Below are 13,859 nucleotides of genomic sequence, written 5' to 3' on the forward strand. Positions count from 1 at the left end.
GGTCAGATAAATAATTGGCCCTTCATAGAATGTAGGAGGAATGTTATGTTTCATACAAAGATATGTGAAATTCTAGGTATAAAATACCCTATATTTCAAGGGGGCATGGCTTGGGTTGCGGATAGTTCCTTAGCAGCGGCGGTAAGTAATGCTGGAGGTTTGGGAATTATTGCAGCAGCCAATGCTCCTGTAGATTGGGTTAGGCAGGAGATTAGGAAAACTAAGGAGTTAACAGATAAACCTTTTGGAGTTAATATTATGCTTTTAAGTAACAATGCTGATGAAGTGGCTAAATTAGTTTGTGATGAAGGGGTCAAAGTTGTAACTACCGGAGCAGGAAATCCTGGTAAGTATATTAGCAAGTGGAAGGAAAATGGTATTACCGTTATTCCAGTGGTAGCCTCTGTAGCATTAGCAATAAGAATGGAGAGAACCGGTGCTGATGCAGTAATAGCTGAGGGATGCGAGGCAGGAGGTCATATAGGTGAACTTACCACTATGGCTTTAGTTCCTCAGGTAGTAAACGGGGTGAATATTCCTGTAATAGCTGCAGGAGGCATTGGAGATGGTAGAGGAATTGCTGCTGCCTTTATGCTAGGGGCTGAAGGAGTACAAATAGGAACTAGATTTTTAGTGGCTAAAGAATGTACAGTTCATAGTAACTATAAGCAAAAAGTATTAGCTGCCAAGGATATTGACACTGTAGTTACTGGAAGACCTACAGGCCATCCGGTAAGAGTGATAAAAAATAAGCTAGCAAGAAAATTTCAAATGTTAGAAAGGCAATGTGTTGCTTTAGAAGAATATGAAGAATTAGGTAAAGGAGCTTTACCAAGAGCAGTTAAAGAAGGAGATATAGATATGGGATCTGTAATGGCAGGGCAAATTGCAGGCTTAGTAAACAAGGAGCAAAGTGCTAGAGAAATTGTAGAGGAAATTTTTTCTGAAGCTGAGTTAGTTATAAGTAAATTTGCTGCAAGAGGTGGCCTATGTCAAAAGTAGCATTTATATTTTCAGGACAGGGTTCTCAATACCCTGGAATGGGTAAGGAATTATATGATAATTTTATAGATTGCAAAGAGGTTTTTATTAATGCAAATAAGGTCTTAGGTTTTGATTTGGCTAAAATATGCTTTGAAGGAAGTGAAGAACAATTAAGTGTTACAGAAATAACTCAGCCTGCAGTGCTTACAGTAAGTATAGCTGCAATGAAAGCTTTAATACATAATGGTGTAAGGCCTCATGTAACGGCAGGATTTAGCCTTGGTGAATATTCATCTTTAGTTTGCAGCGGAGTCTTAGAATTTAGTGAAGCGGTAGCCTTAGTTAGAAAAAGAGGCAGGTTTATGCAGGAAGCTGTACCCCTTGAAAAAGGTGGAATGACAGCGGTACTTGGATTAGATAGGCAGAAAATAATTGACAGCTGTAAAGTCGCCTCCGATGCTGGAGTTGTTGAAGCAGTGAATTTTAATTGCCCTGGTCAAGTGGTTATAGCCGGTGAAAAGGATGCTTTGCTTAAGGCTACTGAGATATTAACAAATTTAGGTGGTAAATGCATACCTTTACCTGTAAGTGCGCCTTTTCATAGTTCTCTACTAAAGAAGGCAGCAGAGAATTTAAAAGAAGAGCTAATAGGAGTAAATATAAAGGATATGGAAGTTCCTGTACTAACTAATGTACATGGAAATTATATAAAGGATAAGAGCGAAATAAGGGATCTACTTGTGAAACAAGCAATGAGTCCAGTGCTTTGGGAAGATATTATAAATAAAATGATAGAAGATGGTGTTGATGTTTTTATAGAATTAGGGCCCGGTAAAACTCTTACTGGTTTTATGAAGAAAATAAATAGAAAAGTTACAGCTTTAAATGTACAGGATATAAAGTCTCTTAATAATACTTTGGAAGTATTAAGCAAGATAAATGGCTAGTATCTGATTAAGGAGGAAATTATGTTAAGTGGAAAATGTGCTGTTGTTACTGGAGCTGGAAGGGGAATTGGGAAGGCTATAGCATTAAAGTTGGCAGAAGAAGGTGCTAACATTGTAATAAATTACAGAAGTAGTGAAAAGGAAGCACAAGAGTTGGTATCTATTATAGAAAGTAGAGGGGGCAAAGCCTTAGCAGTAAAGGCAGATGTTAGCAAATTTGATGAGGCAGAATACCTTTTAAATGCAGCCAAGAATACCTTTGGCTCCGTAGATATACTAGTAAATAATGCAGGTATAACAAAGGATAATTTAATGTTACGAATGAAGGAGGAAGATTTTGACAGTGTTATAGCTACTAACTTAAAAGGTTGTTTTAATTGTATGAAGCATGTTTCCGCAATAATGCTTAAACAAAAAAGTGGTAAAATAATTAATATTTCTTCCGTAGTAGGAGTAGTAGGGAATGTTGGTCAGGCTAATTATGCTGCATCAAAAGCAGGAGTGATAGGGCTTACTAAGTCTATGGCAAAAGAATTAGGCTCCAGAGGAATTACTGTTAATGCAGTGGCACCAGGATATATAGATACAGATATGACAGAAGCATTATCGCAGAAAGTTAAGGAAAGTATATTGGATAATATTCCTTTAAGGAGAATGGGAAATACGGATGATGTAGCAAATTTAGTAGCATTTCTTGCCTCTGACAAGGCCTCCTATATAACAGGTCAGGTAATACATGTAGATGGTGGAATGGTAGTATAAAGAGAGGTTGATAGGATGTTAAATAGAGTGGTTATAACAGGAATGGGGGCTGTTACCCCAATTGGAAATGATGTAAAGAGCTTTTGGGAAAATTGCAAAAATGGTATATCTGGGATTGATTACATTAAAGGCTTTGATACCACTGATTTTAAGGTGAAAATTGCAGCAGAGGTAAAAGACTTTAATCCTGAACAGTATATAGCTAAAAAAGAATGCAAAAGAATGGATAAATTTTGTCAATATGCAATAGCGGCTACTGAACAAGCTATAAGGCAAAGTGACCTAAATTTAGATACTGTAGATAGATATAAATTCGGTGTACTTATAGGTTCTGGTATTGGAGGTCTAGGAACTATTGAACAGGAATGCAAAAAGCTTTTTGACAAGGGGCCTTCAAGAGTGTCCCCTCTGTTTATACCCACGGCAATATCTAATATGGCTTCTGGAAATGTAGCCATAAGATATGGAGCTAAGGGTGTTTGCACCAGTGTTGTTACTGCCTGTGCTAGCGGAACTAACGCTATAGGTGAAGCTTTTAATATACTTCAAAAAGGTACTGCAGATGTTATGATAGCCGGTGGTGCAGAGGCTTCCATCACTCCTTTAGGTGTAGCAGGTTTTACATCTTTAACTGCCCTTAGTACCAAGAATGATTTGGAGAGATCTTCTATACCTTTTGATAAGGAGAGAGATGGTTTCGTTATTGGAGAAGGTGCTGGTATAGTAGTTATGGAAACCTTGGATCATGCCTTAAAAAGAGGAGCAAAGATTTTATGTGAGATTGTAGGATACGCATCAACCTGTGATGCTTACCATATGACTTCTCCAGATCCTGAGGGGGAAGGAGCTGCTAGGTCTATGGAATTAGCTTTAGTGGATGCAGGAGTTAGCAAGGATGAAGTATCATACATAAATGCTCATGGTACCAGTACTCCTTATAACGATAAATTTGAAACTATAGCTATAAAGAAAGTATTTGGAGCCTTGGCTTATAAGATACCAATTAGCTCTACAAAATCTATGACTGGTCATTTATTAGGGGCCGCTGGTGCTGTTGAAGCTATTGTTTGCATCAATGCTATTATGGATGATTTTATTCCTCCCACCATAGGTTTAAAGGTAAGGGATGAAGAATGTGATTTAGACTACGTACCTAATGTGGGCCGGGAAATAGAAGTTAACGTAGCTATGTCTAACTCTTTAGGCTTTGGTGGTCATAATGCAACTATAGTATTAAAGAAATGGAAAGAGTGAGAGGTAGGATATGGATTTAAACTTAATCAGAGAAATTGTTTTAATGATGGAAAATTCAAAGCTTTCCTCTATGGAAATAGAGTATAAAGAATTAAGAATCAAAATGAAGAAGAATATTGGTGATAGTGAAAAGACCATAGTATTAAATAATATAACAGCAGAAAGTAAAAGTGATGAAGGTTCTATTAGCAACGATCTTGCAATAAGTAATGATCTTGCGCCACAAAATGATGAAGAGGATAAAAATAATTATTTCATAATCAGAGCTCCTATGGTAGGAACTTTCTATCCTGCACCTTCACCGGATAGGGAACCCTTTGTTGCTGTAGGAGATACGGTAAAAAAGGGAGATGTGGTTTGCATAATAGAAGCCATGAAATTGATGAATGAGATAGAATCTGAAAATAGTGGTACCGTAGTAGAAATTTTAGCTAAAGAAGGCCAAATGGTAGAATACGGTCAACCATTATTCAAAATAAAATTGTAAAGTAGGTGTTACTATGGATATAAGGGAAATACAAGAGGTATTACCTCATAGATATCCATTTTTGTTGATAGATAGGGTGGAAGAAGTAGTGCCAGGTAAAAAAGCTGTTGCAATTAAAAATGTAACTATGAATGAATACTTTTTTCAAGGTCATTTTCCACAGGAGCCAGTAATGCCTGGGGTGCTCATAATAGAGGCTTTAGCTCAAACTGGTGCAGTGGCTGTTCTTAGCTTAGAAGAGAATAAGGGAAAAATAGCCTATTTTGCTGGCATAGATAAGGCTAAGTTTAGGCAAAAGGTAGTACCAGGTGATGTATTAAAACTAGAAGTGGATCTAATAAAGGTCAAGGGGCCAGCCGGAGTAGGGAAAGCAATTGCTACAGTAAAGGATAAAAAGGTCTGTGAGGCTGAAATTACATTCATTGTCGGAAGATAATGGAGGAGTGCTTATGTTTAAAAAGATATTGATTGCAAATAGAGGGGAGATTGCCGTCCGGATCATAAGAGCTTGTCGAGAAATGGGCATAATTTCCGTGGCAGTGTACTCAGAAGCAGATAGGGATGCTCTTCATGTGCAGCTAGCAGATGAAGCAGTTTGCATTGGAGGACCTGCTTCTAAAGATAGTTATCTAAACATACAGAACATATTAAGTGCTACAGTATTAACCGGGTCTGAAGCCATACATCCTGGCTTCGGTTTTCTTTCTGAAAATAGCAAGTTTGCTAAGATGTGCAGTGAGTGTAATATTGTTTTTATTGGCCCGGATGCTGAGAGTATTGAACTACTAGGGAATAAGTCAAGGGCTAGAGAGATTATGAAAGAGGCGGATATACCTATAATACCCGGTACAGAAGGTGCCTTACAAAGTGAAGAACATGCTTTGAAAATGGCTGAAGAAATAGGTTATCCTGTAATGATTAAAGCTGCTGCTGGAGGTGGTGGCAGAGGAATTAGGATAGTTTATAGTAAGGAAGAGCTTTCTAAAGCCTATAATACAGCAAAAAGTGAAGCTCAGGCTTGCTTTGACGATGATACTTTATACATGGAAAAGTATATTGATAAGCCACGACATATTGAGTTTCAGATCTTAGGTGATAAGTATGGAAATGTTATACATTTAGGCGAAAGAGAATGTTCTGTTCAAAGAAAAAACCAAAAGGTTTTAGAGGAAGCACCATCAAATATTTTGACTGATGAGTTAAGGCAACAAATGGGGGAAGCAGCAGTTAGAGCAGCAAAAAAAGTTGGATACTATAACGCTGGAACTGTGGAATTTTTGGTAGATAGTGATTTAAATTATTACTTTATGGAAATGAATACTAGAGTGCAGGTAGAACATCCAATTACAGAGTTAGTTACAGGTGTAGATATTGTTAAGCAACAAATTAAAATAGCGGCAGGAGAAAGGTTAGAATTAAAACAAGAGGATATAAAGCTTCGAGGACATGCCATAGAATGTAGAATAAATGCAGAAGATCCTAGTAATGATTTTAGACCTTCACCGGGAAAAATAATTGGATTAAATATGCCTGGAGGGCCTGGAGTTAGAGTTGATAGTGCTGTTTATCAAGGATATGTTATTCCACCTTACTATGATTCTATGGTAGCTAAACTTATAGTACATTCTGAGAATAGGAATAGTGCCATTGAAAGAATGAAGAGAGCTTTAGGAGAACTACTAATTGAAGGTATAGTAACAAATATAGACTTTCAATTTGAGATACTTTGTGATGAAAGATTTATTAAAGGAGATTATAATACTTCATTCTTAAAAGATAAGTTGGTGAAAAGTGAATGATAAAAGATTTGTTTAAAAAGCAAAAATATATAACAATCAGCACTACAAATTTAAATAGGGAAGAGCTGTATAAGCCCACTATACCTGATGGTATGTGGGTTAAATGTAATAACTGTGGTAAAATATTATATAAAAGCGATGTAGAAGACAATTGCAACACCTGTGTTAATTGCAATTATCATTTTAGACTATCAGCAAAAGAAAGACTACAAATGGTTTTGGATAAGGATTCTTTTATAGAGTTTGATAAAGATATGGAAAGTGTAAATCCTATTAGCTTCCCTGGTTATGATGATAAATTAAATAAAACTAAGTTAGCTACAAATATGAAAGAAGCGGTAGTAACAGGACGTGGTAAAATAGCTGATTTACATACCGTTATAGCTGTTATGGATAGTAATTTTATGATGGGAAGTATGGGATCTGTAGTAGGAGAAAAGATTACAAGAGCTGTGGAATATGCTACAAATCATAGATTGCCGGTGATTATTTTTACTGCTTCTGGTGGTGCAAGAATGCAGGAGGGAATCCTATCCTTAATGCAAATGGCTAAAGTAAGTGGAGCTATAGCAAAGCATAATGAAAATAAACTACTATACGTTTCTGTAATAACGGATCCGACTACCGGTGGTGTAACTGCTAGCTTTGCTATGGAGGCAGATATAATTTTAGCTGAGCCAGGAGCCTTAATAGGTTTTGCAGGAAAGCGGGTTATAGAAAATACTATTAAGCAGCAGTTACCAGAAGGATTTCAAAGGTCAGAGTTTTTATTAGAAAAGGGTTTTATTGATAAGATTGTTCATAGAACACAGCTAAGAATGACCTTAGCCAATATATTAAGGCTCCACGGGAGGTATAGCTATGAGTAAGAAAAAGAGTGCTTGGGATAGAGTGAATATAGCTCGGGCACAGGAAAGACCATCTGCTAAGCAATATATAGATAGGATTTTTGATGGTTTTATAGAGCTGCATGGAGATAGGTATTATGGCGATGATCACGCAATAATTGGTGGTATAGCTTTTCTTAATGGAAAGCCAGTTACCGTTATAGCTGTACAGAAAGGTGAAAATACGAAGGATAACATATATAGAAACTTTGGATGTCCTCATCCAGAAGGCTATAGAAAGGCTCATAGGTTAATGTTGCAGGCAGAGAAATTCAATAGACCTATAGTCTGTTTAGTAGATACTCAAGGTGCTTATTGTGGAGTAGGTGCAGAGGAAAGAGGTCAAGGAGAAGCAATTGCTAAAAATTTAGTAACAATGATAAATTTAAAGGTGCCTATAATTTCAGTGGTCATCGGACAAGGAGGCAGCGGTGGCGCTTTAGCTCTTGCGTTAGCAGATGAGGTATGGATGCTGGAGAATTCTATATATTCAATATTATCGCCGGAAGGTTTTTCAAGTATTTTATGGAAGGATGTATCTAGAGCAGCTGAAGCAGCGGAGGTTATGAAGCTTACAGCAGAAGAGTTGCTTAAATTAAAAGTCATTGATAAAGTAATAATGGAACCTAGTGGTAATGCTTCGAAGGATATAGACACTATGGCTACATTGCTAAAAGATAGATTGATAGATGGATTCCAAGTATTATGTAAGTTATCTAAAGATGAATTATTATTAAGAAGATATGAAAAGTATAGGAAAATTGGGCATTATAAAGAGTAATTATGAAATTATACGCATAAATATGAAAAACTCTCGTGCAAAACGGGAGTTTTTGTTATATAATAATTGTATAAATATAAAGTAAATGTGTATAAATATAAACGGGGGCGATAATAATGGAAATAAATTTAAAGGGGAGGAGCTTTCTAACACTATTGGATTTTTCACCAGATGAAATAAGATATCTATTAGATTTAGCTCATGACTTGAAAAAGAAAAAGAAAATGGGCATAAAAGATAAAAAATTGGACGGTAAAAATATTGTGTTAATTTTTGAGAAGACATCTACAAGAACAAGATGTGCCTTTGAAGTGGCAGCCTATGATGAAGGGGCTAATGTTACCTATTTAACTAACTCACAAATGGGTAAGAAGGAATCTATAGAAGATACTGCAATAGTTTTAGGAAGACTTTATGATGCTATTGAATTTAGAGGCTTTGATCAAAAGGTAGTAGAAATTTTGGCACAAAAGTCCGGGGTGCCTGTATGGAACGGTTTAACAGATGATGATCATCCTACACAAGTATTAGCGGATTTTATGACCCTAGAAGAAAACATAGATAAGCCTTTAAAGGAGATAAAGCTTACTTTTGTTGGAGATACAAGAAATAACATGTGTAATGCTTTAATGTACGGTTGTGCTAAAATGGGTATGACTTTTGTAGCCTTTGGACCAAAAGAATTGTGGCCTAGTGAAGAAGTATTGAAAAAGGCTAATGCTATAGCAACTGAAACAGGATCAAAAATTGTCGTAACAGATAAAATAGAGGATATAAAGGGTTCTGATGCTCTTTATACGGATATTTGGGCTTCTATGGGAGAGGAAGATAAAATAGAAGAAAGAGTGAAACTTCTATCTCCTTATAAGGTTACAATGGACATGTTAAAATCTACTGGTAATGAAGGAGTTAAATTTATGCATTGTTTACCTTCTTATCATAATTTTGATACGGAAACTGCTAAGTTTTTTATGGAAGAAAAGGGAGTAGATATTAGGGAAGTAGATGATGAGGTGTTTAGAAGTGTAAATTCATTAGTTTATGAAGAAGCAGAAAATCGACTTCATTCTATTAAAGCAGTTATGGTTGCAACTTTGTAACAAGTGAATATAGGACAAGCGTATATGTAATCAACATTAATTGGGTGAAGAATTTTAAAGATAAAAGGGTGGTTTATATGGTTAATTTACTTGATTACATATACTCAAGAAGTATTGTACAAAGCTTTTGCAATAAAAAGGTGGAAGAGCAGAAGATTATGCTTTTATTAGAGGCTGCTATGGCAGCACCTAGTACATGTTGCAATGATCCTTGGGAATTTATTGTGATTTCAGATGAAGAAAAAAATAGAAAACTTAAGGAAGCAACTCAATTTCAATGCTGTAATGCACCATTAGCAATTGTAGTTTGTGGTAACATTAAGTTAGGGAAAGCTGAAGTGGAAAACAGCTTGTTGCAAGACTGCATGGCTGCTATTCAAAATATAATTTTGGCCTGTGCAGGTATAAATCTAGGGGCAGAATGGTGTAGTGTATATCTATATCAAGATACGGTGGAGGCCATAAGACAAATGTTGCATATTCCCGACCATGTAATTCCTCTAGGAATTGTATGTGTAGGATATCCAGATGAAATAAAAAACCTTAAGGCCAAATATAATGAAAAAAGAATATACTGGGAAAAGTATGATTCTAGTAGAACTCTTAAAGGAAGACCGAAAAAAAGTTTAACTTATTAATAAAAACGAACAACTTAATATATATAACCTCAGGTTCTAGGAACTATTCATTTCAAAAATGGATAGTTCTTTTTGTAGATTAACAGCAAAACAATAGTATGAAGTAACCTTTGATTATATATACATCAACTAAAATATTAGAAGGTAGTGTTAATACCAATGAAAAATGCTATAATTAATGTAACAAAATAATAAATAAGGAAAGAAAAATCCATTAAGGGGGACATTGATGAAGAAGGTTGTAGCAGTTTTATTGTTTTTCAGTATTTTTCTGTCGCCTTTTATAGTAAAGGCTGATTCTAAAAGTTACACCATTGAAAACCTAGTGGTAAATTCAACAATATTAAGAAATGGCGATGTTTACGTAGAAGAAGAATTAACCTACTATTTTAACGGTGACTTCAATGGAATATACAGAAACTTATCAAAAAAAGGTGCTGATAATATTACCATATCTGAGGTTTTAGTAGAAGATAACAAAGGTAATGTAATAACCCTAAGAGAAGATAAAGGTTCTAACAACAATTACTATGAGTTAGATAATTCTAGTTCCCTATCTAAAATAAAAATATTCTCTAAAAGCAGTAATGAAAGAAAAACATTTATATTTAAATACACAATTCATGGAGCAGTGGTTAAGAGAGAAGATATTGGAGAACTTTATTGGGCCTTTTATGAAGTAGAGAATAATATACCTGTAAATACATTTGAACTTAATTTATCATTAAACAGTGCTGATTTTGATATGTCAGTTTTCAAGCACTGGGGTTACGTTGACGGTAAAAATCTAATTGTTAATTACAATGAAAAAGGCTTTCAAATCAATGGTAGCAATTTAACAGGAAAACTAGGGGTAAAGGTGAACTTTCAACCTGACTATTTAGATATACCTATTACAAAAAAAGGACAAGGCGCTATTATTGGACTAGTTATATTAGCAGTAGTATTTATTTTTGTTTTTGCAATTGTAGTTTATATAATGAGGAAAAATAAAAAGTTCAAAGCCGCTGTTAATTCCTACAGAGCAAGGTATATGCATTTTAATGGCGACTTAGTAACCATGGCTCCTAGCGATATGGCTCCAGCACTTGTGGACCTCCTGATTAATGAAAATTATGTATCAAGCTCAGCAATTTCTGCTACCTTATTTTATCTATGTCATAAGGGCTATTATACATTGGAAAACCCTTCACATATCAAAAATGAATTTTCTAGTAAAAAGAATAATCAGGATTTAGTTTTCAAACGTAACTACCAAATGGCACCGCCAGAAACTGCTCATTTGAAATATTTTATGAGATGGATGTCTAAATATGAACGGAATGGTGTGTTAGCATTAAAAACTATAAGGAGTAAGGTGCAAACAAGGTCAGGGGCTCTTGACTATAAAACTTCCAATGCTCAGTTTGATCAAACGGTAAAAAGAGAAGCTAAAGAATTAGGCTTTTATGTTAATATCGAGAATAAAACTATTTTAAGTAACGAATATTACGATGAAAAATTAAAATGGAAAGCCTACAAAAAGTATCTAATGAGTTATGTAAATAGAAAAAATATGGAACCTATAGAAAGTATAGATGAAATGTTAATATATGCTTCAGTGCTCATAGGTAGTCAAAATCAGTTGAAAAAATTATTAGATAGTGTAAATAACTCTGTGTACTCTAGCAATAGCTTTAATGATAACCTCTTTTATTACTACTATCCCTTCTTTATGACTAATTATAGTTTGTGGGGCGGAATAAATTATGAGGCCAATAAAGATTATTCTAGTGGTGACGGAGGAGGATTTGGTGGCTTCTCAAGTGGAAGCGACTTCGGCGGCGGTGGCGGGGGAGGCTCTGGGGCATTTTAAAATGCCCCAGGGGCGTGCGATATAATATGAAAAATGTCACTCAGCTAACCCATCTTCCATGTTAAAATAGAGTACGTATAGATTATTAAATTAATAGAAACTTATAAATAAGAAGTGCCACACTTCTTATTTTTTTATCCTATAAAAAGAAATATAAATACATAGTTGACAACTTTACAAGCATTTGCTATTGTAAAAATAAAGTCTACTAAAAGAGTCGGATTTAAAGGATGTGATTAAATGAAATTGTCTACCAAAGGTAGATATGGCGTTAAAGCAATGGTAGATTTAGCTCTTAACTATGGAGATGAACCTATTTCTATAAAGAGTATATCAGATAGACAGGGCATATCGGAATATTATTTAGAGCAATTATTTGCGCCCTTAAGAAAGGCTGGAATAATCAAGAGTATAAGAGGTGCTCAAGGAGGTTATATTTTAAGTAAGTCACCTAAGGATATTACTGTGGCTGAAATAATAAAAATATTAGAAGGACCTATAGAAATATCTGATTGCATAGAGGGCTCTACTTGTAGTAATGAAGATTATTGTGCTACAAGGCTTTTATGGGAAAAGATAAAGAAGAGTATTGATAGTGTTTTAGAGACAACTACCCTTAATGATATAGTAGAAGATTATAATAAAATAAAGCAAAATAGAAATAATCATCCTTTAACATCGAAAAAATATGCTAAATAAATAAACTTATCATATCATTGACATAAATCAAGGAAGGTGAAATAATGAACAAAACTATTTACATGGATTATGCAGCTACAACTTATACAAAAAAAGAAGTACTTGAAGAAATGCTGCCTTATTTTATAGAAAACTATGGTAATCCATCATCTATTTACTCTTTGTCAAGAACAACAAAAAGAGCTATAGATGTTAGTAGAGACAGAGTTGCTAAGGCTTTAAACGCTGAGCCTTCAGAAATATTTTTTACTGGTTCTGGTTCTGAAGCGGATAACTGGGCAATTAAAGGTGTAGCCTTTGCAAATAAAAAGAAGGGTAATCACATAATAACTACACAAATAGAGCATCATGCAGTGTTACATGCTTGTGAGTATTTAGAAAAGCATGGTTTTGAGGTTACTTATTTACCTGTAAATGAGGAGGGTTTTATTAATATTGATGATTTAGCTGCAGCCATAAAAGATACTACAATTTTAGTATCTATAATGTTTGCTAATAATGAAATAGGAACTATTCAACCTATTAAAGAAATAGGAAAATTATGTCGTGAGAAAAAAGTATTGTTCCATACAGATGCAGTTCAGGCTGTGGGAAATGTACCAATTGATGTTAAGGATATGAATATAGATTTGCTTTCATTAGCCGGTCATAAGTTCTATGGTCCTAAAGGAGTGGGAGCTTTATACATAAGAAAAGGTGTTAGAATTGACAATTTAATCCATGGTGGTGGACAGGAAAGAGCTAGAAGAGCTGGTACAGAAAATGTTGCTAGCATAGTAGGTTTAGGCAAAGCAATTGAATTGGCAGTTTCTAATATGGAAGAAAAAAATGCAAAATTAATAGCTTTAAGAGATAAATTAATAGAGGGATTATTAAAGGTTCCTTATACAAGATTAAATGGACCAAGGGGAGATAAAAGGTTACCAGGAAATGTTAACGTGTGTTTCCAATATATTGAAGGGGAATCAGTATTACTGTTATTAGATGATGCAGGAATTTGTGCTTCCAGTGGAAGTGCTTGTACTTCTGGAGCTTTAGATCCTTCTCACGTGCTTTTAGCAATTGGATTGCCTCATGAAATTGCTCATGGTTCTTTAAGGCTAAGCTTAGGAGAAGGCAATACAGAGGAAGATGTCGATTATGTATTAGATGTTGTACCTAAAATAGTACAAAGACTTAGAGATATGTCACCTTTGTGGGAAGACGTTGTAAAAAAGGGAGGATGCAAAAATGTATAGCGAAAAAGTAATGGATCATTTTAGAAATCCTAGAAATGTTGGAGAAATAGAAGATGCCAACGGTATTGGAGAAGTTGGTAACGCTAAATGCGGAGATATAATGAAAATATACTTAAAGGTTGAAGACAATATTATTAAAGATGTTAAGTTTAAAACTTATGGTTGTGGATCTGCTATTGCTTCATCTAGCATGGCTACTGAACTTATTAAAGGTAAAAGCTTAGAGGAAGCTTGGCAGCTTACAAATAAAGCAGTGGCAGAAGCTTTAGATGGACTACCACCAGTAAAAATGCATTGTTCTGTTTTAGCAGAGGAAGCTATTCATAAAGCTATTAATGATTATAGAATAAATCAGGGGTTAGAACCATGGGAAATGACAGAACATGATGACATACACGACCACGTTCATGGAGAATAATTAATACAAT

Annotated in this window: 15 protein-coding genes; all 15 read left to right on the forward strand. The window is 34.9% G+C overall.

Going from position 1 to position 13,859, the window contains the following annotated elements; translation table 11 throughout:
* Positions 1 to 45: 45 nt before the first annotated feature.
* The 15 genes from fabK (at position 46) to nifU (ending at position 13,849) form a co-directional block, all read left to right on the forward strand.
* Positions 46 to 1,002: an enoyl-[acyl-carrier-protein] reductase FabK gene (gene fabK, locus N3C_RS01590; RefSeq protein WP_074364317.1), complete on the forward strand. Its 957-nt coding sequence runs from the start codon at positions 46 to 48 to the stop codon at positions 1,000 to 1,002.
* Positions 990 to 1,931 (forward strand): ACP S-malonyltransferase, encoded by a 942-nt coding sequence (fabD, locus tag N3C_RS01595; RefSeq protein WP_074364318.1) that lies wholly within the window; start codon positions 990 to 992, stop codon positions 1,929 to 1,931. Before fabK ends, fabD begins: the two co-directional genes overlap by 13 nt.
* A 21-nt stretch (positions 1,932 to 1,952) precedes the next feature.
* Positions 1,953 to 2,693 (forward strand): 3-oxoacyl-[acyl-carrier-protein] reductase, encoded by a 741-nt coding sequence (gene fabG, locus N3C_RS01600; protein WP_074364319.1) that lies wholly within the window; start codon positions 1,953 to 1,955, stop codon positions 2,691 to 2,693.
* A 15-nt stretch (positions 2,694 to 2,708) separates the two neighbouring features.
* Positions 2,709 to 3,947 carry a beta-ketoacyl-ACP synthase II gene (fabF, locus tag N3C_RS01605; RefSeq protein ID WP_074364320.1) on the forward strand — a complete coding sequence of 413 codons (1,239 nt, stop codon included), beginning with the start codon at positions 2,709 to 2,711 and terminating at the stop codon, positions 3,945 to 3,947.
* 10 nt (positions 3,948 to 3,957) lie between these two features.
* The gene (gene accB / locus N3C_RS01610) at positions 3,958 to 4,434 is read left to right on the forward strand and encodes an acetyl-CoA carboxylase biotin carboxyl carrier protein (RefSeq protein WP_074364321.1); all 477 of its coding nucleotides are present in this window, start codon (positions 3,958 to 3,960) and stop codon (positions 4,432 to 4,434) included.
* A gap of 13 nt (positions 4,435 to 4,447) precedes the next feature.
* A complete protein-coding gene (gene fabZ / locus N3C_RS01615) occupies positions 4,448 to 4,870 on the forward strand; it encodes a 3-hydroxyacyl-ACP dehydratase FabZ (protein ID WP_074364322.1) in 423 nt (140 codons plus the stop codon).
* 13 nt (positions 4,871 to 4,883) lie between these two features.
* The gene (locus N3C_RS01620) at positions 4,884 to 6,233 is read left to right on the forward strand and encodes an acetyl-CoA carboxylase biotin carboxylase subunit (protein ID WP_074364323.1); all 1,350 of its coding nucleotides are present in this window, start codon (positions 4,884 to 4,886) and stop codon (positions 6,231 to 6,233) included.
* A complete protein-coding gene (gene accD / locus N3C_RS01625; RefSeq protein ID WP_074364324.1) occupies positions 6,230 to 7,102 on the forward strand; it encodes an acetyl-CoA carboxylase, carboxyltransferase subunit beta in 873 nt (290 codons plus the stop codon). The genes N3C_RS01620 and accD overlap by 4 nt, the downstream gene beginning before the upstream one ends.
* Positions 7,095 to 7,901: an acetyl-CoA carboxylase carboxyltransferase subunit alpha gene (locus tag N3C_RS01630; protein WP_074364325.1), complete on the forward strand. Its 807-nt coding sequence runs from the start codon at positions 7,095 to 7,097 to the stop codon at positions 7,899 to 7,901. The genes accD and N3C_RS01630 overlap by 8 nt, the downstream gene beginning before the upstream one ends.
* A 116-nt stretch (positions 7,902 to 8,017) precedes the next feature.
* A complete protein-coding gene (argF, locus tag N3C_RS01635; RefSeq protein WP_074364326.1) occupies positions 8,018 to 9,001 on the forward strand; it encodes an ornithine carbamoyltransferase in 984 nt (327 codons plus the stop codon).
* A 77-nt stretch (positions 9,002 to 9,078) separates the two neighbouring features.
* Positions 9,079 to 9,639, forward strand: coding sequence for a nitroreductase family protein (locus tag N3C_RS01640; RefSeq protein WP_074364327.1), 561 nt, complete (start codon positions 9,079 to 9,081; stop codon positions 9,637 to 9,639).
* 229 nt (positions 9,640 to 9,868) lie between these two features.
* A complete protein-coding gene (locus N3C_RS01645; protein ID WP_083604385.1) occupies positions 9,869 to 11,494 on the forward strand; it encodes a DUF2207 domain-containing protein in 1,626 nt (541 codons plus the stop codon).
* 240 nt (positions 11,495 to 11,734) lie between these two features.
* A complete protein-coding gene (locus N3C_RS01650; protein ID WP_074364329.1) occupies positions 11,735 to 12,193 on the forward strand; it encodes an RrF2 family transcriptional regulator in 459 nt (152 codons plus the stop codon).
* Positions 12,194 to 12,237: 44 nt separating this feature from the next.
* Positions 12,238 to 13,431, forward strand: coding sequence for a cysteine desulfurase NifS (gene nifS, locus N3C_RS01655; protein ID WP_074364330.1), 1,194 nt, complete (start codon positions 12,238 to 12,240; stop codon positions 13,429 to 13,431).
* The gene (nifU, locus tag N3C_RS01660) at positions 13,424 to 13,849 is read left to right on the forward strand and encodes a Fe-S cluster assembly scaffold protein NifU (protein WP_074364331.1); all 426 of its coding nucleotides are present in this window, start codon (positions 13,424 to 13,426) and stop codon (positions 13,847 to 13,849) included. Before nifS ends, nifU begins: the two co-directional genes overlap by 8 nt.
* The last annotated feature ends 10 nt before the right edge of the window (positions 13,850 to 13,859 follow it).

The sequence above is a fragment of the Clostridium sp. N3C genome (assembly GCF_900095445.1).
Taxonomy (GTDB): Bacteria; Bacillota; Clostridia; order Clostridiales; family Clostridiaceae; genus Clostridium_AU.